Genomic DNA, 22,749 nt, shown 5'->3' with positions numbered 1-22,749 from the left:
GGGAAGGTGTTGGAAGACGTCCCCCGCGATCCGTTCGCGGACGACCCGAACGATCCGTCGGCGGCGATGGGTGAGCTCGACGACGCCGAGCCGCTCACCGCGGCCGAGCGCGACGAGGCCATCACCGACCTCGCCGACGTCGAGGTCTTTCGCTCCCTGCTGGAGCCGCAGGGGGTGCTCGGCCTGGTGCTCGACTGCCCCGAGTGCGGCGAACAGCACTTCTTCGACTGGGAGCTGCTGCGCGGCAACCTCCGCCAGATGATCGAGAAGGGTCAGCCGCAGGTGCACGAGCCGGCCTTCCAGCCTGACCCCGCCGACTACGTGACCTGGGAGTACGCGAGGGGCTACGTCGACGGTGTCATCGACACCGAGGAACGCCACTGATCCGTCGGCATCGAGCCGGCTTCGGGGCCGTCCGCCGGGGCGCCGTCGCCGGGCACATCTCCCGGCACGCCGACTGAGAGACCGGCTGAGACGTCACCGAGAAGCACGGCGAGGAGCCGGGCGGCGGGATCCGCGTCGTCGGGCGGCTCACCACGGGACAGCCCGTCAAGGAGTGCGTCGCTCTCCTCCTCCGGCGTCAAGCCGACTCCAGCTCGGCCATCTGCCGTAACCTCGCGAGCGCCCGGTGCTGGGCGACCCGGACCGCACCTGGTGACATGCCGAGTACATTACCGGTCTCCTCGGCCGACAACCCCGACACCACCCGTAGCAGCAGCAACTCGCGCTGGTTGTCCGGGAGCCGGGCGAGCAGCCTGCGGGCGTGCTCGACCTCGATGTAGCGGACCACGGTCTCCTCGGGCCCCGGCCCGTCGTCGGGCCCGTCGGGCAGGTCCTGGGTCGGCACGGCCGAGCGGACCGAACTGCGCAGCGCGTCGGCCACCTTGTGCGAGGCGATTCCGAACACGAACGAGGCGAACGGACGGCCCATGTCACGGTAGCGGGGCAGCGCGGACAACACCGCGATGCAGACCTCCTGGGCCACGTCGTCGGCTATGTGATATTGCCCGGAAACCCTTCCCAACCGGGCACGGCAATACCGCACCACCATCGGACGCAACTCGCGGAGCAGGGATTCGATCGCACGGCGATCACCCTGTACGGCGAGACTCGTCAGTTCTCTTAGGTCGGAGTCATCCGTTCGTGCCGGAAGTCTCGACGCGAGCCTTACCCCAATTTTGGCGTCGGCGACGCTTCCCTCGCTCACGATAGGCATGATGCCCGCACTGGTCGTACCTGTCGTCATCGCGAACGGCTACGGATTGGTCACATTGATGCGACGATAACGCGGGGTAATCGGTCGGCGACACTAAGCCTTTCATGGCGGCACAATATTTCACCCATTAGGCGAAATTGCGCGACATTTGTCAGGTGGGCCGACGCCTTGCTTACAGGCCGGGTTTACTCGGAAAAAGTCACCATTCCATATCCTCTGGCCGGACCCTCGCGGATATGTACCACGTCACACAACATTCGCGGCCATACGACGTCTCTGCCCCGGCGGAGTCCCTGCGCGGGGTCAGTCATGGCGTCCTGTCACGGCTGGGGGCCGAAGGCGAGCAGGTCGTAGGCGGCAGCCAGGTCGTCCGCCCACGCGGCGGCATGATCGCGCTCGAACGCCGCGAACAGCCGCTCGCGCACCCGGTCGCGGCCCAGCCAGGCGAGCGCCTCGGCCGGCAGCCGCGCGCCGCGCGCCCATGCCGCCACCAGGCCGGCCAGGTGCCGGTCCGCCTCCGGTCCGCTCAGCCCGTCCCACGTGTCGAGGAACGGGCTCGGGTCCACGAGGCGGGCCACGTCGGCCAGGAAGTCGGCCGCGTCACCGAACGCGCCGGCCCGTGCCGGGAACCCGGTGAGCAGCGACCGCCACACCGCCATGAGCCAGCCCTCGACCGCCTCCCGCTCGGCTGCCGGCCAGTCGCCCAGGCCTTCGCGCGCCAGCAGGGCGAACACGGTGCCCGGGAACAGCTCGTGCCCCGTGACGAGCCGCTCCAGCAGCAGGGGCAGCAGGGCCTTCACGTCGTCGGTGGTGCCGATCGTGCCTCCCAGGCCGATCGACAGCCCGAACAGGTGCTCCTCGTCCACCGGCACCCCGCCACGACAGTGCGGGCACCCCTCCAGGACGGGACGCCGGGGGTACCGGTCGAACACCTCCCGCAGCCGCGTCACCGCTCGCGCCACGTCCCGGTCCACCCGCCGAGTCTGGCACAGGCCGCACGACCCGGACCGGCTCGACCGCGACCGGCACGCCCAGGGGCCTCGTGGACACGCGAACGGCCCGCCCCGGAGCGGGACGGGCCGTGCGGTGGTGCTGGGGTCAGTGGCCGTGACCGTGACCGTGGCCCTGGCCGGCGGCCGGAGCCTCCTCCTCGGGCTTGTCCACCACGAGGACCTCGGTCGTGAGCAGCATGCCCGCGATCGAGGCGGCGTTCTGCACCGCCGAGCGGGTGACCTTGACCGGGTCGATGACGCCCTGGCCGATGAGGTCGCCGTACTCGCCCGTCGCGGCGTTGAGGCCGTGACCGGCCGGCAGCTCGGCGACCTTGTGGGTGACCACGTAGCCCTCGAGACCGGCGTTCTCGGCGATCCAGCGAGCCGGCTCCACCAGCGCGCGGCGCACGACGCCGACGCCCGTGGCCTCGTCGCCCGTGAGGCCGAGGTCGTCGAGCTCCTTGGAGACGTGGATCAGGGCCGAGCCACCGCCGGAGACGATGCCCTCCTCGATCGCGGCGCGCGTCGCGGAGATCGCGTCCTCGAGACGGTGCTTCTTCTCCTTGAGCTCCACCTCGGTGGCCGCGCCGACGCGCAGCACGCAGACGCCACCGGCGAGCTTGGCCAGCCGCTCCTGCAGCTTCTCGCGGTCCCAGTCGGAGTCGGACTGCTCGATGGCAATCTTGATCTCCTTGACGCGGTCCTCGATGGCCTGCGCGTCACCGGCGCCGTCGACGATGGTCGTGGCGTCCTTGGTGACGACGATGCGGCGGGCCTGGCCGAGAACCTCGAGACCGACGTTCTCCAGCTTGAGTCCGATCTCCTCGCTGACGACCTGGCCGCCGGTGAGGATGGCCATGTCCTGCAGCATCGCCTTGCGGCGGTCGCCGAAGCCGGGCGCCTTGACGGCGACGGAGGTGAAGGTGCCGCGGATCTTGTTGGTGACCAGGACGGCCAGGGCCTCGCCCTCGACGTCCTCGGCGACCACGAGCAGCGGCTTCTTGGTCTGCGCGACCTTCTCCAGCAGCGGCAGGAAGTCTGCGATCGAGGCGATCTTGCCCTGGGTGAGCAGGATGTAGGCGTCCTCGAGGACGGACTCCATGCGCTCGGGGTCGGTGACCATGTAGGCCGACAGGTAGCCCTTGTCGAACTGGAGGCCCTCGGTGAACTCGAGCTCCATGCCCATGGCGTTGGACTCTTCGACCGTCAGGACGCCGTCCTTGCCGACCTTGTCGAACGCCTCGGCGATCAGGTCGCCGATCTTGGCGTCCTGGGCGGAGATGGTCGCGACGTTCGCGATCTCCTTCTTGTCCTCGACCGGGCGGGCGCTGGCGAGCAGCTTGTCGCTGATCTCCTTGGCCGCCCTGTCGATGCCGCGCTTGAGCGACAGCGGCGAGGCGCCGGCCGCCACGTTGCGCAGGCCCTCACGGACCATGGCCTGGGCCAGGACCGTCGCGGTGGTGGTGCCGTCACCCGCGATGTCGTTGGTCTTGGTGGCCACTTCCTTGGCGAGCTGGGCGCCGAGGTTCTCGTAGCGCTCCTCCAGCTCGATCTCACGAGCGATGGTCACGCCGTCGTTCGTGATCGTCGGAGCACCGAACTTCTTGTCGATGACGACGTTGCGGCCACGCGGGCCGAGGGTAACCTTCACGGCATCCGCGAGGGCGTTGACGCCGCGCTCGAGCGCGCGCCGGGCATCCTCGTCGAACTCCAGGATCTTCGCCATTTTGCTGAAAGTCCTCTCCTGGTGTCGAAGGCCCCGGCCGCAAGAGAGCGCCCGGGGCCCGACACAACCGGCTTACTTCTCGATGATCGCGAGAACGTCGCGGGCGGAGAGCACGAGGTACTCCTCGCCGCCGTACTTGACCTCGGTGCCGCCGTACTTGCTGTAGAGAACGATGTCGCCCTCGCTCACGTCGAGCGGGATGCGCTTGTCGCCGTCCTCGTCCCAGTTGCCCGGGCCCACCGCGAGGACCTTGCCCTCCTGCGGCTTCTCCTTGGCGGTGTCCGGAATGACCAGGCCGGAAGCGGTGGTCTGCTCAGCCTCAAGCGGCTGCACCACAATGCGGTCGCCGAGCGGCTTAACGGGAACCTTGGTGGCGGTCGTCACGATCGGACCTCCCCTTCAGATGTGAATGATCAGAAGAGGCGACCAGCGGGGCCTGCCGTCGCGGGTGCCAGACCTGCCTCGTCGCACGTTGGCACTCTCAAGGGGAGAGTGCCAACAGGAAACATATGCAAGAGGGGCTTGACAGTCAACACGAACGCGTCTGCTCTGAGCGATCAGGACCGAGACATGCCCGTTCACCTAGGAGAACGAGGCTTTCGGCCGGGTTCGCCCCGGCGTGGCCACACGGACGGCGCCCGGACCCCGGGCAAGGCGCTAACGTCGTACGACGTGGACCTCGACGCCTTCACCGAGCTGCTGACCCCGCGCGGCCGGCGCGCCCTGGAGGAGGCACGGGAGCTGCGCGGCGCCGATCCGGTGGCGGCGGCGACCCGGCTGCGCAGGAGCCACGACGCCGCGCTCGCGTCGGCGGCGCTCACCCAGACGGCGCTCAGGGAGCGGGCGAGGGCCAAGTTCGGTGACCAGGCCGAGCTGATGTTCTTCACACCACACGGGCTGGAGCAGGCCACCCGCGCCGACGTCGCCGCGCATCGCGCCCACCGCCTCGTCGCAGGCGCCCTCACGGCTCCGGGTACGGGCGCGGCGGCAGCGGGTGGGCTGCGCGTGGTGGACGTCTGTTGTGGGGTCGGAGGTGACTTCCTGGAGCTGGCCAGGGCCGGCTGCGTCGTGGACGCGGTGGACACCGACCCGCTGACCGTCGCCGTGGCCAGGGCCAATGCCGAGGCGCTCGGGCTCGCCGACCGGGTGACGGTCCGGGTGGCCGACGCCGCCACGGTGTCGCCCGAGGACTACGACGTGCTGTTCGCCGACCCGGCCCGGCGCGGGGCGCGGGGCCGCACGTTCGATCCTCTCGCCTACTCGCCGCCGTGGCCGGTCGTGCTCGACCTGGTCGCCCGCGCGCGGCGCGTCTGCCTGAAGGTGGCGCCGGGCATCCCGTACGAGTTCATCCCCGAGGGCGCCGAGGCCGAGTGGGTGTCCTTCAAGGGGGAGGTGAAGGAGGCGTCCCTGTGGATCGGACCCGGCGCGGCCGGTGAGTGGGTGCGGCGGCGCGCCACGTTGCTGCCGGGCGGGCAGACGCTCTCGGCCACCGGTGCCGCCGCCCCGGTGGGGCCGCTGGGCCGCTACGTCTACGAGCCCGACGGCGCCGCGATCCGCGCGCACCTGGTCGGCGAGGTGGCCGAGCTGGTCGGGGGCCGCCTGGCCGATCCGATGATCGCCTACATCACCGGCGACGAGCCGGTGGACACCCCGTGGGCGGCGCGCTACGAGGTGGCCGAGGCGCTGCCGTTCTCGCTGAAGCGCCTGCGCGCCGCCCTGCGCGAGCGGCACATCGGCAATGTCACCATCAAGAAGCGCGCCTCGGCCGTGGACATCGACCGGCTCCGCGCAGATTTGCGACTTTCGGGGGATAAATCCGGCGTCGTCATTCTCACTCGCGTCATGGACAAACCGTCGGCCCTCATTTGCCACCCCACCTCACCTGCGTAAATGACAAACCAGGGCGATAGCCCGGTAACCCCGATATTTTCCATCGCCCCTGACGGACCTTGATCCAGAGGCTAAGGTGTGCGGGCGTGAGTTCTCCCCCTGCAGCGGCTCACCGCGTTCTCTTATTCATCTGAAAACCGGACCTACCCCACCGCTGCGCGGCAGACCGTCGGCGAGCGAAGGAGCTTTCGGTGGATCATTCCAGCCACACCACCCTTCTCCAGGCAGGCGGGCACACCAACATCCCCGACAGGATGCGCGAGCTGCTGGCGCGCGCCGCCCAGGACCACGTGTACGAGCAGCGCACCCAGGGCGCCGTGCTCGACGAGATCCGCCAGCGGCTCGAAGGGATGGAGTGGCTGCTGCGCGAGGTGCGCGAGCGCGAGCTGGGCGGGCTCAGCGGCACACTGGAGACCGTCAACGGCCGTCTCGACGACATCGCGGCCAAGCCGCCGATGTGGGCCGAAGGGCTGGCCCAGCACGTGGAGGCGGTGCGCGACCACGTCGACGCCGTCGGCGAGCAGGTGGGCACCGTCGACGCCCGCGTCGAGTCGGTCACCCAGCGGGTCGCCCCACTCGGCGAGCTGGCCACGATGTGGGCCGACCTGACGACCATCGGCGGCGGCGTCGAGGAGACGCTCAAGCGCCTGGAGACGGTGCTCGACAGCAGCGAGGGCATCGCCAGGCGGATGGGCGACTTCGCCGCCACGCTGTCCCAGCTCCACTCCAGCATGGAGGTGGCCGCCGGCCGGTTCACCCGGCTGGACAAGTCGATCGCCGAGCTGGCCTCACGCACCGACCACGTGGAAGGCGTGCTGGCCGAGCTGTCGGCGGGCCTCGACGGCCGGCTCTCCGCCACCGCCGAGCTCGTCGGCGCGCAGCTCGACGAGCGGCTGGCCGCCACCCAGCAGCACTTCGGCACCCGCCTCGACGACGCCGAGCACCGGCTCACCGGTCAGCTCCAGGACGCCGAGCAGCGCGTGACCGGGCGCCTCGACGGCCGGCTCAAGGCCATCGAGTCGCGGCTCGACGGCGTCGACGGCCGCATCGAGGCCACCGGCGAGGGCTTCGCCGACCTCGACGGCCGCCTCGACGGCATCGACGGCCGGATCACGGCCATCGACTCCCGGCTGACCACCGTGGACCAGCGGGTCGTCTCCGTCGACGGCCGGCTCGGCGCGATCGACGGCCGGATGGACGGCCGGTTCACCACGCTCGACGACCGCGTGGCCGCCACCGACCAGCACCTGTCCGAGGCCGCGACCCGCAACGAGGGCCGCTTCAACCACCTCGACAACAACCTGGAGTCCCTCGACGAGCGCATCGGCGAGCTGGAGGAGCACCTGACGACCCGCTTCGACCAGGTCGACAGCACCGTCAACGGCCGCTTCAACACCGTCGACACCAAGCTGGCGGCCGGCTTCGAGACCGTGAGCGGTCGCATCGAGGCCGTCGACGGCACGGTGACGACCCGCCTCGACACGATCGACAGCGGCCTCGACACCCGCTTCACCGCCGTAAACAGCAGCCTGCAAACCCGCTTCGACACGGTCGGCACCCGCTTCGACGGGGTCGACGGGCGCCTCACCGACCTGGCGGCCCGCGCCGAGCAGGCCGGCGAGCAGTTGGAGAACGTCGACGACCGCGTCGAGGCCGTCAACCAGCGCGTCGGCCAGCTCCCCGCCACGCTCGCCATCGGCGAACGCATCGACGAGCTGCTCGCCGCGCAGACCGCCGACCAGGCCCAGCGCCTGACCGCCGCGGCCGCCGCGCTCACGGAGATCGTCCAGGCCCGGCCCGACCGCGACGAGCTGACCCAGACCGTGACGGGCATCGTGCACCCGGCCACGACGGGCCTGACCAAGCGCCTGGGCGCCCTGGAGGAGACCATGCTGGCGCTCGCCGAGGCGCTGCTCCGCCCCACCCGCCCCAAGGACTAGCGACTCAGATGGGCGAGCTTGTCGGGGTTCACCAGCCCGTACACCTCCTGGATGCGCGTCCCCGAGGCGTCCGCCTCCATGGTGAGCGCCGCCCGCACGCCGTCGCCCGCCACCAGCAGGCAGGCCGGCACGGGCCCCGGCACCCACCGCACCCGCAGTTCCGCGTACTGCGGGCCCACGCGGGCGAGCAGCCGCCCCACCTTGGCAGCGCCGAGAACGGGGCGCAGCGCGGCCCGCACCCGCCCGCCCCCGTCGTTCCAGAGCGTGACGTCCGGCGCCAGCACCTCGATCAGCTCGGCGAGGCTGCCGCCCACGGCCGCCGCCACGAACCTCTCCGCCACCCTCCGCGCCTGTGCCGGGTCCGCGGTGAAGCGGGGACGGCGGGCGTGCACGTGCTCGCGGGCCCGGTGGGTGAGCTGGCGCACCGCGGCGGGCGACCGGTCGAGGATCCGGCCGATCTCCGCGTGCTCGAACCCGAACGCCTCCCTCAGCACGAACGCCGCCCGCTCCAGCGGTGACAGCGTCTCCAGCACCACCAGCAGGCCCGTGGTGACGCTGTCGGCGCTCGACACCGGGTCGTCGGCGTCGGGCGCCGGCGGCTCGGGCAGCCACGGCCCGACATACTCCTCCCGGGAGACGCGCAGGCCGCGCAGCCGTTCCAGTGAACGTCGCACGGCGATGCGCACGAGGTAGGACCGGGGGTTGCGCACCTGCTCCTGGTCCACCCGGACCCAGCGGAGCCAGGTGTCCTGCACGACGTCCTCGGCGTCGGCCACGCTGCCGAGCATGTCGTAGGCCAGGGTGAACAGCAGCTTGCGGTGCGTCTCGAACACCGTCTGGGCGTCGGCCACGGTCGTCGTCCCCCTTCACGATCTCTTCTCCCCAAACGATGCCTCCGGACCCCCCGAACGTGACATGTGGGACACCTCACAGCCGGGAATGTCACGTTCGCCCGGTCCGCGCCCGTCCGTTGTTCGACGGCGCACAGGCGCGATCCGAGGAGGCTCGACGTGCGAGATCGATTCATCAAGGCCACGGTCGTCGTGGCGGCGGCGCTCATGCTGGTGACCGGCGGCTGGGCACGGCTGGACCCGGCGAGCTTCGCGAGGTGGACCAACTGGCCCGACCACCAGCACTTCCTGCACGACGCGGGAGTGTTCCAGCTCGGCATCGGGCTGATGATGCTCTGCGCGTTGTGGTGGCGGGACGTGGTGGCGGTCGTGCTGGCCGGGTTCGTGTTCACCAACGGCCTCCATGCCGTCAACCACTGGCTCGACCGGCACCTCGGCGGCAGGGACTCCGACTGGTGGACGCTGGCGATCTTCTCCCTGATCGCCGGTGCCGCCCTCGTCGCCCGGCTGCGCGCCCTGAAGGCGAACGACGAGAGGGGGCGGGCATGAGAGTGCTGCTGGCGGGGGCGACGGGCACGCTCGGCACGGAGCTGGTCTCACAGCTCCTGCGGGCGGATCACGAGGTGCTCGGCCTGACCAGGACCGAGGCGGGGGCGCGGCGGCTCGCGGCGGCCGGCGTGACACCCGTCGTCGCCGACCTCCTGGACGGTGCCGCCCTGCTGGACGCGGTGCGGGGCCACCGGGCCGACGCCGTCGTGCACCAGGCGACCGCGCTCACCCGCATGCCGCTGTTCCACCGCGACCTGTACGCCACGGACGCGCTGCGCGAGCAGGGCACCGCCAACCTGCTGCGGGCCGCCGCCGCCGTGGGCGCGCGCCGGTTCGTCACGCAGTCGTTCTTCCTCGGGTACGGCTACCGCGACCACGGCACCGAACCCGTGACCGAGGACCGGCCGTTCGCGCCGCCCGGCCACGGCGCCTTCGAGGTGCACATGAAGTCGATGCGGGCCAACGAGAGGCAGGCGCTCGGCACGCCGGGGATCGACGGGATCGCCCTGCGGTACGGGCTGTTCTACGGCCCCGAACCGTCCACGCGCCGGCTCATGGACCTGGCGCGCAGCCGCCTGCTGCCCGCGGTGCGCCCGGCGGGCGTCGTCTCGCTGGTCCACGTCCACGACGCCGCCTCCGCCGCGGTGGCCGCGCTCGACCGGGGACGCCCCGGGCAGGCGTACAACGTCGCCGACGACGAGCCGGTGGCCTTCGACGCCTACGTCGCGGCGCTGGCGAGGGCGGCCGGCGCGCCGCGGCCGCTCAGGGCTCCGGCCTGGCTGCTCGGCGCCACGCCGTACCTGCACGCGCTGATGGCGCGCACCCGCATCAGGCTGAGCTCCGAGCGCGCGAAACGGGAGCTGGGCTGGTCGCCCGCCTACCCCACGCTCCGGGACGGCTCGGCCACCCTCGCGAGCCGGCCGGCGCTCAGACGTGGACCGTCGTGATCGGCAGCGACGAGTCGGCCGGGATCTCCAGCGCCGACGGGCTGATCCCCGCCGCCACCAGGTCGGACCCCAGCGCCGCGACCATGGCCCCGTTGTCGGTGCACAATCCTGGCCGGGGCACGCGCAGCCGCACGCCCGCCGCGTCGCACCGCTCCTGGGCCAGCGCGCGCAACCGTGAGTTGGCCGCCACCCCGCCACCGATGAGCAGGTCGTGCACGTCGTACTTCCTGCACGCCTGCAGCGCCTTGCGGGTCAGCACGTCGACCACGGCCTCCTGGAACGAGGCGGCCACGTCGGGCACGTGGATCGACTCACCGGCGGCCTCGCGTGCCTCCACCCAGCGGGCCACGGCCGTCTTGAGCCCGGAGAAGGAGAAGTCGAGCGTGCCGTCGTCGATCTTGCCCCGGGGGAAGGAGACGGCCGTGCCGGAGCCGGCGGCGGCCGCCCGGTCGATGTGCGGGCCGCCGGGGAACGGCAGGCCGAGCACCCGTGCCACCTTGTCGAACGCCTCACCGGCCGCGTCGTCGACGGTGGACCCGAGCGAGATCACGTCCTTGGCCACGTCCGGCACGAGCAGCAGCGACGAGTGGCCGCCCGAGACCAGCATGGCGATGCACGGCTTGGGCAGCGGGCCGTGTTCGAGCTGGTCGACGGCGACGTGGGCGGCCAGGTGGTTGACGCCGTAGAGCGGCACGCCGAGGCCGAGGGCGTACGCCTTGGCCGCGGCGACGCCCACCAGCAGCGCCCCGGCCAGACCCGGCCCGGCGGTCACGGCGACGGCGTCGATGTCGGAGAACCTGAGACCCGCCTGGGCGAGCGCCGCCTCCACGGTCGGCGTCATGGCCTCCAGATGGGCGCGTGAGGCCACCTCGGGCACCACTCCGCCGAAGCGGGCGTGCTCGTCCATGCTGGAGGCGATCGTGTTGGCCAGCAGGGTGTGCCCGCGGACGATGCCGACACCGGTCTCGTCGCAGGAGGTCTCGATGCCGAGGACCAGTGGTGCGTCAGCCATCCAGCTTCTTCCTCATCATGATCGCGTCGGTGCCGTCGTCGTAGTAGCGGCGGCGGGTGCCGATCTCCTCGAACCCGAAGTGCTCGTACACGGCGCGGGCCTGGGGGTTGTCGGAGCGCACCTCCAGGAACACCTCCCGCGCCCCGCGCCGGCGCGCCTCGCCCATCAGCTCCGACAGCATCGCGCCGCCGATGCCGGTGCGCTGGTGGGTCTCCAGCACGGCGATGGTCTGCACGTCGGCCTGGTCGGCCGCGGCGGCCAGCCCCGCGTAGCCGACGATCTCGCCCTCGACGACCGCGACCACGTAGTGCCGGGTGCGCGGCTGCTCGGCCAGCTCATCGCGCAGCATGCCCTCGCTCCACGCGTCGAGCGGGAACGTGGTCCGCTCGATCGCCATGACCGTCGGCAGGTCGGCCTCGGTCATCTGACGGAGTCTCACGCCGTCACCCGCTTGGGCGCGCCCGGCGCCACCGCGTCGGGCCGGCGCAGGTAGATGGGGCGCGGCTGGTCGAGCGACGTACCCGCCGCCAGCCGCTCGGCCGCCAGGGCGGCCAGCGATCCCGCGTACGGGTAGGGCGGAGCACTCGACTCGCCCAGGACGTCGGGGTAGAGCGCGGCCCCGGCGCCCACCACGGGCAACCCCGCGAGAGGCACGTCGGCGGGACGGTCGACGAACGGCCCGTCGATCCTGGTGCGCGAGTCGGCGTAGCGGGCCCAGAACACCTCCTTGCGCCGGGCGTCGGTGGCCGCGATGAACGGGCCGTCGAGCCCGCTGCCGTAGGCGACGGCGTCGAGCGAGCAGATGCCGTACGCGGGGACGCCGAGCGTCGTGGCGAGCGCCTGCGCGGTCATCAACCCCACGCGCAGGCCCGTGTAGGGGCCGGGGCCGCTGCCCGCGACGATGGCCGTGACGTCGCGCAGCGACGCCCCGGCCTCGCTCAGCACGGTCTCGATGGTGGGCGCGAGCAGCTCACCGTGACGCCGGGCGTCGATCGTGGTCGACTCGGCGAGCACTCGCGCGCCGTCGTGGAGGGCGGCGGTGACGGCGGGAGTCGCGGTATCAAAGGCCAGGACCAGCACGACTGATTAGCCTACCCGCCGCGCGCCTCCTGCCCGGCCGCGTCGGCCCGGTCCGGCAGAGCGGAGGCAGCGGGCAGCGGGCAGCGGACATCCTGCAGCGGGCAGCGGGCCGGAGGCGTCAGGCCCAGCCCGTGCGATGCCGCAGCCAGTCGAGGGCCGCGACGCCCTGGGCGCGCTGGAACGCCCGCAGGGTCGGCAGCCCCGGCGGCGCGGGCAGCCGGCCGTGCCGCACGAAGTAGCCCGCGACGGCCGCGAGGACGGTGGTGATTGCCGGGTCGGGGTCGGGCAGCAGCTCGTGCGGCGGCGGGCCGCCCTGCATGGCGACCGAGGGCAGCATGCCCACGAGGTCGAACCAGGCGGCCCCGACGCAGGCCCACGGCCAGTCGACCACGTAGACGCGCCCGTCGGCGAGCAGGATGTTGTCGGCGCGCAGGTCGGCGTGCAGGAGCGTGTCACCGGCGGCGGCCTCGGCCCAGCCGGACTCCAGGCCGGCCAGCTCGTCGAGGTGGCGCAGCGCCCACGGGTCGAGGCCGGCGGTGTCCTCGCCGAGCAGCCTCCGCCAGCCGGTGAACGACTCCGCGGACGCCTCGCCGACGGTCGGCGCGGCGATCGGGGCGGGGGTGAGCTCGGCGGACATCCGCCGGACGGCCGCCAGGACGAGGTCGAGCTCGTCGCGCCGCCAGGGCGTCGCCGGATGCCGGCCCGGCACGTCCTCGAAGACGAGGACGACCCAGCCCGCGGCCTCGAAGCTCGTCAGCAGCCGCGGCGCGGGCACGGCCGGGGGCAGCGCGGCGGCGTTGCGCGCCTCGGCGCGGTAGATGGCGACCGCCCGTGCGTTGGGCTCGGGGCCGACGGCCTTGACGAACGCGCGCCGGCCGTTCGCGGCGCGCACCCGTACGGCGGCGGCGGGCGAGAAGCCGCCGGACTGGGTGACCGCCTCGGCCACGGGGGCGCCGAGGAACTCCTCGACCCCCTCTCGGGCGGAGGGGTGCACCAGCTCCCATGGCACCCGCGCCCCGGAGGCGGGCGGACCGACAGGCGAACCCGGCGGGTCGGTGTCCACACTCATGCGTCCATCGTCCCGGAGGGTTCAACCGGTTTTCAGACGCGGGAGGCGTAGACGATCACGTTGTCGACGTACTCGCCCTTGACCCGGTCGAACCGGCCGCCGCAGGTGACCAGTTTGAGCCCGTCCTCCACGTAGACGCGCCGCAGCGGGAACCGGTCCTTGTGCACCTGCTCGACCGCGTCCACCCGGTAGGTGACCACCTTGCCGTCGCTGCGCTCCACCTTGACCTGGTCGCCCTTGCGGACCTGCTTGAGCTTGTAGAAGACGGCGGGCGCGGTCTTGGTGTCGACATGGCCGACGATCACCGAGGCGCCCTTGTCGCCGGGCACCGCGCTGCCGGTGTACCAGCCGGCCAGCTTCGGCTTCTCGTACGGCGGCAGCTCGACCTCACCGTCGTCGGTGCGACCGAGCTTCATCAGCGGCGCCTCCACGTCGATCGACGGGATGTCGATGCTCTCCGGCACGACCTTCTCGGCGGGCGGCGCGGCGGTGTCGATCTCGCCGAACATGACGAGCGCCAAGCCCGTGGCGACGCCCGCAAGCACCACCTGTCCCGTGCGGGCCATGGCTCAGGCCCGGCCGCGGCGCCTGAGCACGATCGCGCCGGCGACGAGAGCGAGGCCCAGCACCACGCCCGCCGGGGCGAGCGGCAGCGACGACTCGTCCTCGGCGTCCTGAGCGAACGTGCCGCCGCCGCCCGCGCGGGGCGCCTTGGTCGGCACGTCGCTGGGCAGCGGGTCCGGCCTGGTGACGCGCAGCGTGGCCCGGCCGGTGTCGTTGGTGCCGTCGCACTTGACGTCGACCCGGTAGGAACCGCGCGCGACCGTGCCGGACACCTGGGCCTCACCGCGCACCCACGGCGTGGACGGCGCGGCGGTGGAGCCGGCCGGGGCCGAGGAGGGCGGGGCGGGGTTGAGCGTGACGCCGGAGAGGAACGCGCGCGAGGTGGCGGTGCCGGTGTGGGCCGGGCCGCCGGAGGGGACGGGGCAGTTGGCCAGGATCCACACCTTGGACGTCTCGCCCGCGGTGACGCGGTCGGGGTTGAGCTGCACGTTGATGGCCGCCCGGGTGGCGGTCGCCGTGGGGGCCGGCGTCGCGGTGGTCGTCGCGGTGGTCGTGGCGGTGGTCGTGGCGGTGGCGGTGGCGGTGCCGGACGGTGAGGGGGTCGGCGCGGAATTGGCCTCCGCCGAGCAGCCCATCGCGCCGATCATGAGGATGGCTCCCGCGCACGCGACTCGTCTGACACTGAGCACCAGCGCACCCCACTTCGCCTGACTTCACCAAGCATCCGCCACGTTTGGGGATGCTTCCCCTCCTGATACCCAGAAAATCTGGGGGAATCCACAGCCAACGATCATGTTTTTGACTTTGGCGGGATACGTCAAGGGTGACAGCCTTACGCGGCGAAAGTGCGGACTTTACGCTTCTCCACGATCAGGCGGCGTGTCGGCCCAGCGGGCCCCGACCCCGCGCAGGCTCACCACGCGGGCGTCGTCGCCGGCCTCGCGGTCGATGTGGATCTCCAGCCGGTCGTCCGACAGGCCCTCGACCAGCCCCTCGCCCCACTCGACGACCGTGACCGACTCCTCCAGGGAGGCGTCGAGGTCGAGGTCGTCCACCTCCAGGTCGCCGCCGAGCCGGTAGGCGTCGACGTGGACCAGCGGCGGGCCCTGGCGCAGTGACGGGTGCACCCGGGCGATCACGAACGTGGGCGAGGTGATCGGGCCGCGCACCTTCAGGCCCTCGGCGATGCCCTGAACCAGCGTGGTCTTGCCGGCGCCGAGGGCGCCGGACAGGACGACCAGATCGCCGGGGCGCAGCCGGGCAGCCAGGCGGGTCCCGTACGCCCGCATGTCGTCGGCCGTGGGCAGCCGTTCGGCGGTCATCGCGCCTCTCCCGTCGCCCGCTTGACCAGATCGCGCAGCGCGTCGTTGATCACGCCGGGGCGTTCAAGCTGGATCAGGTGGGCGGTGTCGGGCACCTCGGTGAGCTGTGCCCGGGGCAGGGCCGCCGCCATGGCCCTGCTGTGGTCGGGCGGGGTCAGCCAGTCGCGGTCGCCCACCATGATGGCGGTCGGCACGGGGTCGAGGACGTGCAGGGCCGACAGCTTGTCGTGGTTCATCAGCGCCGGGTAGAAGTCGGCGACCACCTCGGTCGGCGTCGCCCTGATCATCGACTCGGCGAAGTCGACCAGCGTCGGGCTGACGTTCCTGGAGTCGCCGAAGCCCATGTAGCGGGTGATGAGGAAGGCGATGTCGCTGCCCGCGTGGCGGGTGCGGTCGACCAGCGCGCCCCGGCGGCCGAGCATGGAGACCGTCGTCGGGGCGAGCTTGTGCACCACCTTCGACACCAACGCCGGCAGGCCCAGGGTGATCTCCGCGAGACGGCCGGCCGAGGTGCCGATGAGCGCCACGCCCTTGATCCGGTCACCGAACAGCTCGGGGCGCCGGTCGGCGAGCGCCATGATCGTCATGCCGCCCATGGAGTGGCCGACCAGCACGCACGACCCCGGCACGAACGCCTCGATCACCTCGGCCAGGTCCTCACCCAGCCGGTCGATCGTGCTGTCGTCGGACCCGGCCCGCTGGGAGCGGCCGTGCGAACGCTGGTCCCACAGCAGCAGCCGGTGCTCCTCGCGCAGGTCCTTGCGCTGGAAGTGCCACGACTCCAGGCTGAGGCAGTAGCCGTGGCAGAACACGATCGTCAGCGGGGCGTCGTCGGGGCCGTCGAGCTCGACGTTCAGCTCCACGCCGTCGGAGGTGGTGAACGTGCGCCGCCTGCCGCCCAGCTCGCCGAACGGCTCGTCCGCGTCGGCGTCGGGGCGCAGCCTGATCCGGCCCACCGCGTACCGCTTGGCCAGCGCCGCCGCCGCGACGCCCGCCGACGCCGCGCCGACGATGGCGCCGGCGATGCCGAACCTGCGCCGTGTTGTCGTCGTCATGTCCGACCCTTCTCCGCTCATGGCCACGCCCGTTCCGCCACCCGGGGCCCTTCACACGTGAACGCCTCTACACGTGAACGCGCGGGACCCGCGAACCGATCCTGGTCACGATCTCATGCGTGATGGTGCCGAGGTTATCCGCCCACTCCTGAGCCGTCGGCTCGCCCTGCCCGCCGGGGCCGAACAGCACGACCTCGTCGCCCGCCGCCAGCGGGTCGTCACCCATGTCGATCATGAACTGGTCCATGCACACCCGCCCGGCGACCCGCCTGCGCCGCCCGCCGGCCAGCACCTCGGCCCGCCCCGTCGCGTGGCGCAGGATCCCGTCGGCGTAGCCGATCGGGACCAGGCCGAGCGTGGTCTCGCGGTCGGTGACGTACAGGTGGCCGTAGGAGACGCCCGAGCCGGCGGGCACCCGCTTGGCCAGCGCGATCCGCGCGGTGAGCGTCATCGCCTGCCGCAGCCCGAAGTCGCCCAGCTCGGGGATGGGGCTCAGCCCGTACATGGCGATGCCCGTACGGACCATGTCGTAGCGGGCGCGCGGCAGCGTCATGACGGCGGCGGAGTTGGCCAGGTGCCTGATGACGTCGGAGCCGGCGACGCCCTCCTTCTCGGCCAGCCTGAGCGCGGCCTCGAACGCGTCGAGCTGCGCCTCGATCGAAGGGTGGCCGGGGATGTCGGCGCAGGCGAAGTGGGACCAGAGCCCGACGACCTCGACCGCGCCCTCGGCGCGCAGCGCGGCGGCCCTGGCCAGCAGCGCGGGCCAGGCGGCGAGCGGCGCGCCGCCCCGGCTCATGCCGGTGTCGGCCTCCAGGTGCACGCGCGCGGTGCGGCCGGTGCGCCGGGCCACCGCGGCGATCTCGTCGAGCAGCGCGACGCCGGCCGCCGACAGCTCGACGCCGGCCTCGAGCGCCTGGTCAATCGGCTCGCCGGGGCCGATGATCCACGACAGCACCGGCGCGGTGACGCCGCCCTCGCGCAGGGCCAGCGCCTCCCTGATGTAGGCGGTGCCGAGCCGGCCGGCGCCGCCTTCGAGGACGGCTCCGGACGTGGGCACCAGTCCGTGGCCGTAGGCGTCGGCCTTGACCGCGCCCATCACCTCGGCGCCGCCGGCCCGTTCCTTGAGCAGCGCCACGTTGTGCCTGATCGCGGCGAGGTCGACCCGCGCCGTCGCGGGCGTCGCCATCCGGAAGTCCATCTCCTCATTTTGGCAGGTGGCTCGGGCGGTCGAGCGGGATTCGCCGCTCAGCCCTCGTCGTGTACGCGCCGGATGGCCTCGGGGATCGCCGCGGCCACGTCGGCCGCGTTCAGCGGCGCCCCGTCGGCGGCGATCCGCCCGGCCAGACCGTGCAGGTGGGCGGCGCAGGAGGCGGCGTCGTAGCAGTCGAGACCCTGGGCGAGCAGCGCGCCGGACACCCCGGCCAGCACGTCGCCGGTGCCGCCGGTGGCCAGCCACGAGGTGCCGGTGGCGTTGACCCGTACCGGCCGGTCCGCCTCGGCCACCACCGTGGTCGAGCCCTTGAGCAGCACGGTCACGCCCAGCTCGGCGGCCGCCGCGCGGGCGTGCTCCAGCCGGCCCGCCTCGATCTCGGCCCGGCCGGCCCCGATCAGCCGTGACAGCTCGCCCGCGTGCGGGGTGACCAGGACGGGGGCGGTACGGCGCAGCAGCGACCGGTCGCGGGAGACGAGGGTGAGCGCGTCGGCGTCGACGAGCACGGGCACGTCGCTCGCCAGCACCGAGGCGGCCACCTCGTGGGCCCAGGCCCCCGTGCCGAGCCCGGGGCCGAGCACCCACGCCTGCACCCGGCCGACCCCGTCGATCGAGGGCCGCTCCAGCTCGGTGACGACCGCTTCGGGCCAGTGGGAGCGGACCTGGGCGACGGGCGCGTGCTGCCCGACATGGCGGACCATGCCGGCGCCGGCCCGCAGCGCGCCGCCCACGGCGAGCACGGCGGCACCCGTGTAGAGGTCGCTGCCGGCGGCGATGCCGACCACGCCCCTGCGGTACTTGTCGGACTCCGTGGCCGGTCGCGGCAGCAGGTCCGCCACGTCGGCGCCGGTCAGCGCGGTCACGTCGGGGGCCGGCAGGTAGGGGCCGAGCCCGATGTCGACCAGCTCCACCGCGCCGGCGCGGGCGGCGCCGGGGTCGACCAGCAGCCCGGTCTTGGGGGCGCCCATGGTCACCGTGATCTGCGCCTCGACGGCCGCTCCGGCCACCCGGCCGCTGCTCGCGTCCACGCCGCTCGGCACGTCCACCGCGACGGTGAGCGCCGGAGCGGCGTTGGCGGCCCGGGCCAGCTCCGCGTACGGCTCGCGCAGCGCGCCGGTCGCGCCGATGCCGACGAGCCCGTCGACCACCAGGTCGGCCCGCTCGACGGCCATGACGCCGGCGACCCGGCCGCCCGCCAGCAGGTACGCCTCCAGCCCGCGCTCGTGGGTCCTGGACCCGGCGAGCACGGCCTCCACCCTGGCCCCCCGCCTGGCCAGCAGCGCCCCGGCGTACAGGGCGTCACCGCCGTTGTCGCCGCCGCCGACGAGCAGCGCCACGCGGCTGCCGTACACCCTGCCGAGCGCGGTGGCGCAGACGGCGGCGAGCCCGGCCGCGGCGCGTTGCATCAGCGTGCCCTCGGGCAGCCGCGCCATCAGCGCGTGTTCGGCGGCGCGGATCTGGTCGGCGGTGTAGGCGGTGCGCATGGGTCCGAAGCTATCCCTCCGCGATCACGTAGGCCACGGCGACGCCCCCGTCGTGGCTGAGAGACAGGTGCCATCGCTTGACCCCGAGCTCGTAGGCGACCTCGGCGGCCCGGCCGGTGACGTGCAACTCGGGGCGTCCGCTCGCCCGGCGGCGCACCTCGGCCTCCAGGTGGCTCACTCCCCTGGGGGCGCCCAGGGCCTTGGCCACCGCCTCCTTGGCGGCGAACCTGGCGGCCAGCGAGTGCGCGGGCAGGTCGCGCTCGGCCTCGGTGAACAGCCGCAGGCGCAGGCCGGGGGTGCGTCGCAGCGCCTCCTCCAGCCGCCGGATGTCCACGATGTCCACCCCGATGCCCAGGATCATCTCCCCAGGCTAACGGGGGGCGGTCAGAACGCGCCGCGTTGCCACGGCCCCCAGATGGCGAACGACGCGCCGCGCGTGGACTGGACGTTCACGTAGAGGGTGTGGCCGCCGGGGCCGAAGGTGGTGCCGGCGAACTCGGCCCCCGGGTCCCCCTGGACGGCGGCCAGCCGGCAGAAGTCGAAGATCTCCCCGCGCCGGGTGAGGCCGCGCAGGTGGTTGGCGCCGTCGCCGTCCTCGCACAGCACGAGCGTGCCGCGCGGGCTGACCGTCACGTTGTCGGGCAGGTCGAGCGCCGCCGAGCGGGGCGACTCGTAGACGAGCCTGAGCCGGCCGCTCCACGTCTCGTACGCCCACACCTGGCCCCGGCCGTCGCCGAACCCGCCGGGCGGCGTGTCGCCGGGCGCGGTGGCGCCGCCCTGGGTGGAGACGAAGTAGACGGTGCCCTGGTGGTGGACCGCGCCCTCCAGCCGGGCGAAGATCGCGGCTCCGGCGGCCCGGCCCTGCCGGCCGACGGCCTGGACGGCCTCGCCGTTGGGCGGGCGGCCGGTGAAACGGGGGTCGGGGTCGTCGATGTCCACCCAGGTCGTCGCGTACGTGGTGCCGGGGCGCCGACCGGCGGACAGGTCCGCGCGGGGCATGCCCTCGACCGCGAGCATCTGCAGGCGGCCCCCGTCGAGGAGACGACCGGCCTTGAGGGGGTGCCGGGGCGGCAGGTAGCGGTAGAAGCCGGACGGGAAGTGGTAGCAGTCCTCGGTGAGGTAGAGCGCGCCCGACGCCGGGTCGAAGGCGGCCGACTCGTGCGCGAACCGGCCGGCGGACCGGATGGGCCTGGCGGTGGCCGTACCGCTGACCGGCACCTCGAAGATGTAGCCGTGGCGGCGGGTCAGCTTGGAGTTGTCGCCGCCGGTGGAGTCGTCGCCCACGTCGGGCCCGTTGACGGTCTCCTCGCACGACACCCAGGCGTTCCACGGCATGGGGCCGCCGGAGCAGTTGAGCATGGTGCCGGTGAGGGACGGCCTGCTGCTCAGCACCTCGCCGTGCCGGGTGACCTGGAGCGTCGCCGTGCCGCCGCCGGCCATCGGGTCGTAGGCGCGGTCCTTGTCGCCGAACGCGCCGACGGGGCCGTTGACCTCGTGGTTGCGCACCAGGAAGACCGTGTCGCGCGGGCCGGGGAAGGCGGCCATCCCGTCGTGCCGCCCCGGTACGGGCGAGCCGTCGGAGAAGGTGTCGCCGACGGCGTTGAAGGAGCGGTAGGAGAAGCCGTCGGGCAGGTGCAGCCGGACCTTGCCGTCGCGCAGGTCGCGGGTCGCGCGCAGCGGCCCGTAGCCGGACACCGGCTTGGCCCCGCCCTGGCGGCCGGCGCAGGCGACGCCCGCGAACGGCCCGGCGATGCCGGCGACGGCGGTGGCAAGGAAGCGACGACGGTCCATGGGCCCTCCTCACCCGAACAGTAGCCGCCGGTTCTCGCGGGCATGACCGGTTCGACGGGATGGCGGGCGGCCCTTTCCCCGAACTGAGTGTCGGTAATCCCCCACTCCTGTCCACAGCCTGTGGACAACGCGCCCCACCCGACCGGAGTCGCACCTTCGCGCGTCGCTACGCTGCCTAGGTGAACAACGGCTACGTGGAACTGAGCAGGGAGCAGTGGAGCGATCTCCGCAAGAACACGCCCTTGACTCTCACCGCAGATGAGCTGGAAGAGTTGCGCGGCGTCGACGATCCCATCGATCTCGTCGAGGTCACCGACATCTACCTCCCCCTGACGAGGCTGCTGAACCTGCACTACACCGGATCCAAGCAGCGCAGCAGCGTACTGAGCGCCTTCCTCGGGCACGCGGAGTCGCGCGTGCCGTACGTCCTGGGCATCGCTGGCAGCGTCGCGGTCGGCAAGTCGACCACGGCCCGGTTGCTGCACACCCTGCTGGCCCGCTGGCCGGAGCATCCGCACGTGGAGCTGATCACCACCGACAGCTTCCTCTACCCGAACGCGGTGCTGGAGGCCAGGGGCATCATGCACCGCAAGGGCTTCCCCGAGAGCTACGACCGCAGGGCACTGGTCAGGTTCGTGGCCGAGGTGAAGTCGGGGGCGGCGGAGGTGCGGGCGCCGGTCTACAGCCACCTGGAGTACGACATCGTCCCCGGCGCCCACCAGATCGTGAAAAGTCCCGACATCTTGATCATGGAGGGGCTGAACGTCCTCCAGCCGGCCCCGCCGACCTCTCTCGCGGTCAACGACTACTTCGACTTCTCCATCTACGTCGACGCCAAGGTCGAGAACATCCGCACCTGGTACGTCGAGCGCTTCCACAAGCTGCGCCGCACCGCGTTCGAGGACCCCAAGTCCTACTTCCGCTACATCGCCGAGCTGTCGCAGGAGGAGGCGACGGAGTTCGCGGTGAACGTCTGGCGCGACATCAACGAGCGCAACCTCGTCGAGAACATCGCTCCCACCCGCGGGCGCGCCGACCTGGTGCTCAAGAAGGGCGCCGACCACTCCGTCCGCCGCGTGCGCCTGCGCCGCACCTGATCGACCACAATGAGCGCGTGCTTCATCTTCGAGTGATCAGCCCCGCCGCCCGCACCCGCGAGGTGCTGACGGTGCTGGAGGAGTGCCCGGGGGCCACGAACATCGTCGTGTTCCCCGGCGCGGCCGTCACCCCCCAGGGCGACCTGGTCCAGGCCGACCTGGCCCGCGAGTCGGCCAACGCGGTGATCGGCGCGCTCCCCTGGCTGCACGAGGAGGGCTCGATCGCCCTGGCGCAGATCGACCTCGCCCTGTCGAAGGCCGCCGAGGAGGCCGTCGAGGAGGCGCCGGGCGACCCCGACGACGCGGTGATCTGGGCCCAGCTCGCCCAGCGGGTCTCGGCCGAGTCGCGCATCACCTGGGCGTACCTGGCGTTCCTGACGATCGCCACGCAGCTCGCCGGCATCGGGGTGGCCCTCAACTCCATCGTGCTGATCGTCGGGGCGATGGTGCTGGGACCGGAGTTCGGGGCCATCGCCGCCATCTGCTTCGGGCTGCTGAGCGCCAGGTGGAGGCTGGTGGCCGGCGCCGGCCGGACGCTCGCCGTGGGCTTCGCCATCGCCATCGCGGTGACGTTCGCCTGCGCGCTCGTGTCCGTCCGGCTGGGCTGGATCGGCCCGGCCAACCTCCGGGTGAACGAGGAGGTGCAGTTCATCGTCAAGCCGGACCGGTGGTCGTTCATCGTGGCCATGCTCGCCGGGGCGGCCGGGGTGCTGTCGATCACCGGCGGCAAGTCGTCGGCGCTGATCGGCGTCTTCATCTCGGTGACCACGGTCCCCGCGGCCGGCTACGTGGCGGTGGCGCTGGCGCTGCGCGAGTGGACCGAGGTGGCCGGCTCGGTGACGCAGCTCACGCTGAACGTCGCCGGCATGCTCGTCGCCGGCACCGTCACCCTCGCGATCCAGCGCAGATTCTGGCCTCAAGTAGGACGCGGCTCATCCGTGTGACCGATGCGGC

24 protein-coding genes are annotated in these 22,749 nt (G+C 72.6%); 7 read left to right on the top strand and 17 right to left on the bottom strand.

Annotation, left to right across the window (positions count from 1 at the left end):
- Nucleotides 1-6: 6 nt before the first annotated feature.
- Nucleotides 7-384, top strand: a complete 378-nt coding sequence (locus FHU36_RS34425; protein ID WP_185088231.1) for a DUF5319 domain-containing protein — start codon at nucleotides 7-9, stop codon at nucleotides 382-384.
- A 196-nt stretch (nucleotides 385-580) separates the two neighbouring features.
- On the opposite strand, the gene FHU36_RS34420 is transcribed toward FHU36_RS34425, so the two are convergent.
- The 4 genes from FHU36_RS34420 to groES form a co-directional block, all read right to left on the bottom strand.
- Nucleotides 581-1,216 carry a sigma-70 family RNA polymerase sigma factor gene (locus FHU36_RS34420; RefSeq protein WP_185088892.1) on the bottom strand — a complete coding sequence of 212 codons (636 nt, stop codon included), beginning with the start codon at nucleotides 1,214-1,216 and terminating at the stop codon, nucleotides 581-583.
- Nucleotides 1,217-1,536: 320 nt separating this feature from the next.
- Entirely contained in the window at nucleotides 1,537-2,190 is a 654-nt protein-coding gene (locus FHU36_RS34415; RefSeq protein WP_185088230.1) for a hypothetical protein, read from the bottom strand.
- A 124-nt stretch (nucleotides 2,191-2,314) separates the two neighbouring features.
- Complete coding sequence (gene groL, locus FHU36_RS34410; RefSeq protein ID WP_185088229.1) at nucleotides 2,315-3,934, bottom strand: chaperonin GroEL; 1,620 nt, start codon at nucleotides 3,932-3,934, stop codon at nucleotides 2,315-2,317.
- A gap of 72 nt (nucleotides 3,935-4,006) precedes the next feature.
- Entirely contained in the window at nucleotides 4,007-4,318 is a 312-nt protein-coding gene (groES, locus tag FHU36_RS34405; RefSeq protein ID WP_043623565.1) for a co-chaperone GroES, read from the bottom strand.
- Between the two features lie 288 nt (nucleotides 4,319-4,606).
- Between groES and FHU36_RS34400 the strand changes: the two genes are divergently transcribed.
- Complete coding sequence (locus FHU36_RS34400; RefSeq protein WP_312892037.1) at nucleotides 4,607-5,824, top strand: class I SAM-dependent methyltransferase; 1,218 nt, start codon at nucleotides 4,607-4,609, stop codon at nucleotides 5,822-5,824.
- Between the two features lie 191 nt (nucleotides 5,825-6,015).
- Nucleotides 6,016-7,764, top strand: a complete 1,749-nt coding sequence (locus tag FHU36_RS34395) for a hypothetical protein (RefSeq protein WP_185088227.1) — start codon at nucleotides 6,016-6,018, stop codon at nucleotides 7,762-7,764.
- On the opposite strand, the gene sigJ is transcribed toward FHU36_RS34395, so the two are convergent.
- Nucleotides 7,761-8,615: an RNA polymerase sigma factor SigJ gene (sigJ, locus tag FHU36_RS34390; protein ID WP_185088226.1), complete on the bottom strand. Its 855-nt coding sequence runs from the start codon at nucleotides 8,613-8,615 to the stop codon at nucleotides 7,761-7,763. The genes FHU36_RS34395 and sigJ overlap by 4 nt on opposite strands.
- Before the next feature lie 159 nt (nucleotides 8,616-8,774).
- Between sigJ and FHU36_RS34385 the strand changes: the two genes are divergently transcribed.
- Both FHU36_RS34385 and FHU36_RS34380 read left to right on the top strand, forming a co-directional pair.
- Nucleotides 8,775-9,164 (top strand): hypothetical protein, encoded by a 390-nt coding sequence (locus FHU36_RS34385; protein WP_185088225.1) that lies wholly within the window; start codon nucleotides 8,775-8,777, stop codon nucleotides 9,162-9,164.
- Complete coding sequence (locus FHU36_RS34380; protein WP_185088224.1) at nucleotides 9,161-10,111, top strand: NAD-dependent epimerase/dehydratase family protein; 951 nt, start codon at nucleotides 9,161-9,163, stop codon at nucleotides 10,109-10,111. The genes FHU36_RS34385 and FHU36_RS34380 overlap by 4 nt, the downstream gene beginning before the upstream one ends.
- On the opposite strand, the gene tsaD is transcribed toward FHU36_RS34380, so the two are convergent.
- The 12 genes from tsaD to FHU36_RS34320 all read right to left on the bottom strand — a co-directional run bounded on the left by tsaD (nucleotide 10,092) and on the right by FHU36_RS34320 (nucleotide 20,698).
- A complete protein-coding gene (tsaD, locus tag FHU36_RS34375; RefSeq protein WP_185088223.1) occupies nucleotides 10,092-11,123 on the bottom strand; it encodes a tRNA (adenosine(37)-N6)-threonylcarbamoyltransferase complex transferase subunit TsaD in 1,032 nt (343 codons plus the stop codon). The genes FHU36_RS34380 and tsaD overlap by 20 nt on opposite strands.
- Nucleotides 11,116-11,547 (bottom strand): ribosomal protein S18-alanine N-acetyltransferase, encoded by a 432-nt coding sequence (gene rimI, locus FHU36_RS34370; RefSeq protein WP_185088222.1) that lies wholly within the window; start codon nucleotides 11,545-11,547, stop codon nucleotides 11,116-11,118. The genes tsaD and rimI overlap by 8 nt, the downstream gene beginning before the upstream one ends.
- An 11-nt stretch (nucleotides 11,548-11,558) precedes the next feature.
- The gene (tsaB, locus tag FHU36_RS34365; protein ID WP_185088221.1) at nucleotides 11,559-12,203 is read right to left on the bottom strand and encodes a tRNA (adenosine(37)-N6)-threonylcarbamoyltransferase complex dimerization subunit type 1 TsaB; all 645 of its coding nucleotides are present in this window, start codon (nucleotides 12,201-12,203) and stop codon (nucleotides 11,559-11,561) included.
- 118 nt (nucleotides 12,204-12,321) lie between these two features.
- Complete coding sequence (locus FHU36_RS34360; protein ID WP_185088220.1) at nucleotides 12,322-13,272, bottom strand: phosphotransferase; 951 nt, start codon at nucleotides 13,270-13,272, stop codon at nucleotides 12,322-12,324.
- Between the two features lie 32 nt (nucleotides 13,273-13,304).
- Complete coding sequence (locus tag FHU36_RS34355; protein ID WP_185088219.1) at nucleotides 13,305-13,838, bottom strand: class F sortase; 534 nt, start codon at nucleotides 13,836-13,838, stop codon at nucleotides 13,305-13,307.
- A 3-nt stretch (nucleotides 13,839-13,841) separates the two neighbouring features.
- A complete protein-coding gene (locus FHU36_RS34350) occupies nucleotides 13,842-14,525 on the bottom strand; it encodes a hypothetical protein (protein ID WP_185088218.1) in 684 nt (227 codons plus the stop codon).
- A gap of 165 nt (nucleotides 14,526-14,690) precedes the next feature.
- Nucleotides 14,691-15,158 (bottom strand): tRNA (adenosine(37)-N6)-threonylcarbamoyltransferase complex ATPase subunit type 1 TsaE, encoded by a 468-nt coding sequence (gene tsaE, locus FHU36_RS34345; RefSeq protein ID WP_185088217.1) that lies wholly within the window; start codon nucleotides 15,156-15,158, stop codon nucleotides 14,691-14,693.
- Entirely contained in the window at nucleotides 15,155-16,213 is a 1,059-nt protein-coding gene (locus FHU36_RS34340; RefSeq protein WP_185088216.1) for an alpha/beta fold hydrolase, read from the bottom strand. Before FHU36_RS34340 ends, tsaE begins: the two co-directional genes overlap by 4 nt.
- Nucleotides 16,214-16,280: 67 nt before the next feature.
- Nucleotides 16,281-17,399 (bottom strand): alanine racemase, encoded by a 1,119-nt coding sequence (gene alr, locus FHU36_RS34335; protein WP_185088891.1) that lies wholly within the window; start codon nucleotides 17,397-17,399, stop codon nucleotides 16,281-16,283.
- A 59-nt stretch (nucleotides 17,400-17,458) separates the two neighbouring features.
- Nucleotides 17,459-18,907, bottom strand: a complete 1,449-nt coding sequence (locus FHU36_RS34330) for an NAD(P)H-hydrate dehydratase (protein ID WP_185088215.1) — start codon at nucleotides 18,905-18,907, stop codon at nucleotides 17,459-17,461.
- A gap of 10 nt (nucleotides 18,908-18,917) precedes the next feature.
- Entirely contained in the window at nucleotides 18,918-19,268 is a 351-nt protein-coding gene (locus FHU36_RS34325) for a holo-ACP synthase (RefSeq protein WP_185088214.1), read from the bottom strand.
- A 23-nt stretch (nucleotides 19,269-19,291) separates the two neighbouring features.
- The gene (locus FHU36_RS34320) at nucleotides 19,292-20,698 is read right to left on the bottom strand and encodes a PhoX family protein (RefSeq protein ID WP_185088213.1); all 1,407 of its coding nucleotides are present in this window, start codon (nucleotides 20,696-20,698) and stop codon (nucleotides 19,292-19,294) included.
- A gap of 194 nt (nucleotides 20,699-20,892) precedes the next feature.
- Between FHU36_RS34320 and coaA the strand changes: the two genes are divergently transcribed.
- Both coaA and FHU36_RS34310 read left to right on the top strand, forming a co-directional pair.
- Complete coding sequence (gene coaA / locus FHU36_RS34315) at nucleotides 20,893-21,795, top strand: type I pantothenate kinase (RefSeq protein WP_185088890.1); 903 nt, start codon at nucleotides 20,893-20,895, stop codon at nucleotides 21,793-21,795.
- A gap of 17 nt (nucleotides 21,796-21,812) precedes the next feature.
- Nucleotides 21,813-22,739 carry a DUF389 domain-containing protein gene (locus FHU36_RS34310; RefSeq protein WP_185088212.1) on the top strand — a complete coding sequence of 309 codons (927 nt, stop codon included), beginning with the start codon at nucleotides 21,813-21,815 and terminating at the stop codon, nucleotides 22,737-22,739.
- Nucleotides 22,740-22,749: the final 10 nt, after the last annotated feature.

The sequence above is a fragment of the Nonomuraea muscovyensis genome (genome assembly GCF_014207745.1).
Lineage (GTDB): Bacteria > Actinomycetota > Actinomycetes > Streptosporangiales > Streptosporangiaceae > Nonomuraea > Nonomuraea muscovyensis.
This window is presented reverse-complemented; position numbering and strand designations above follow the sequence as displayed.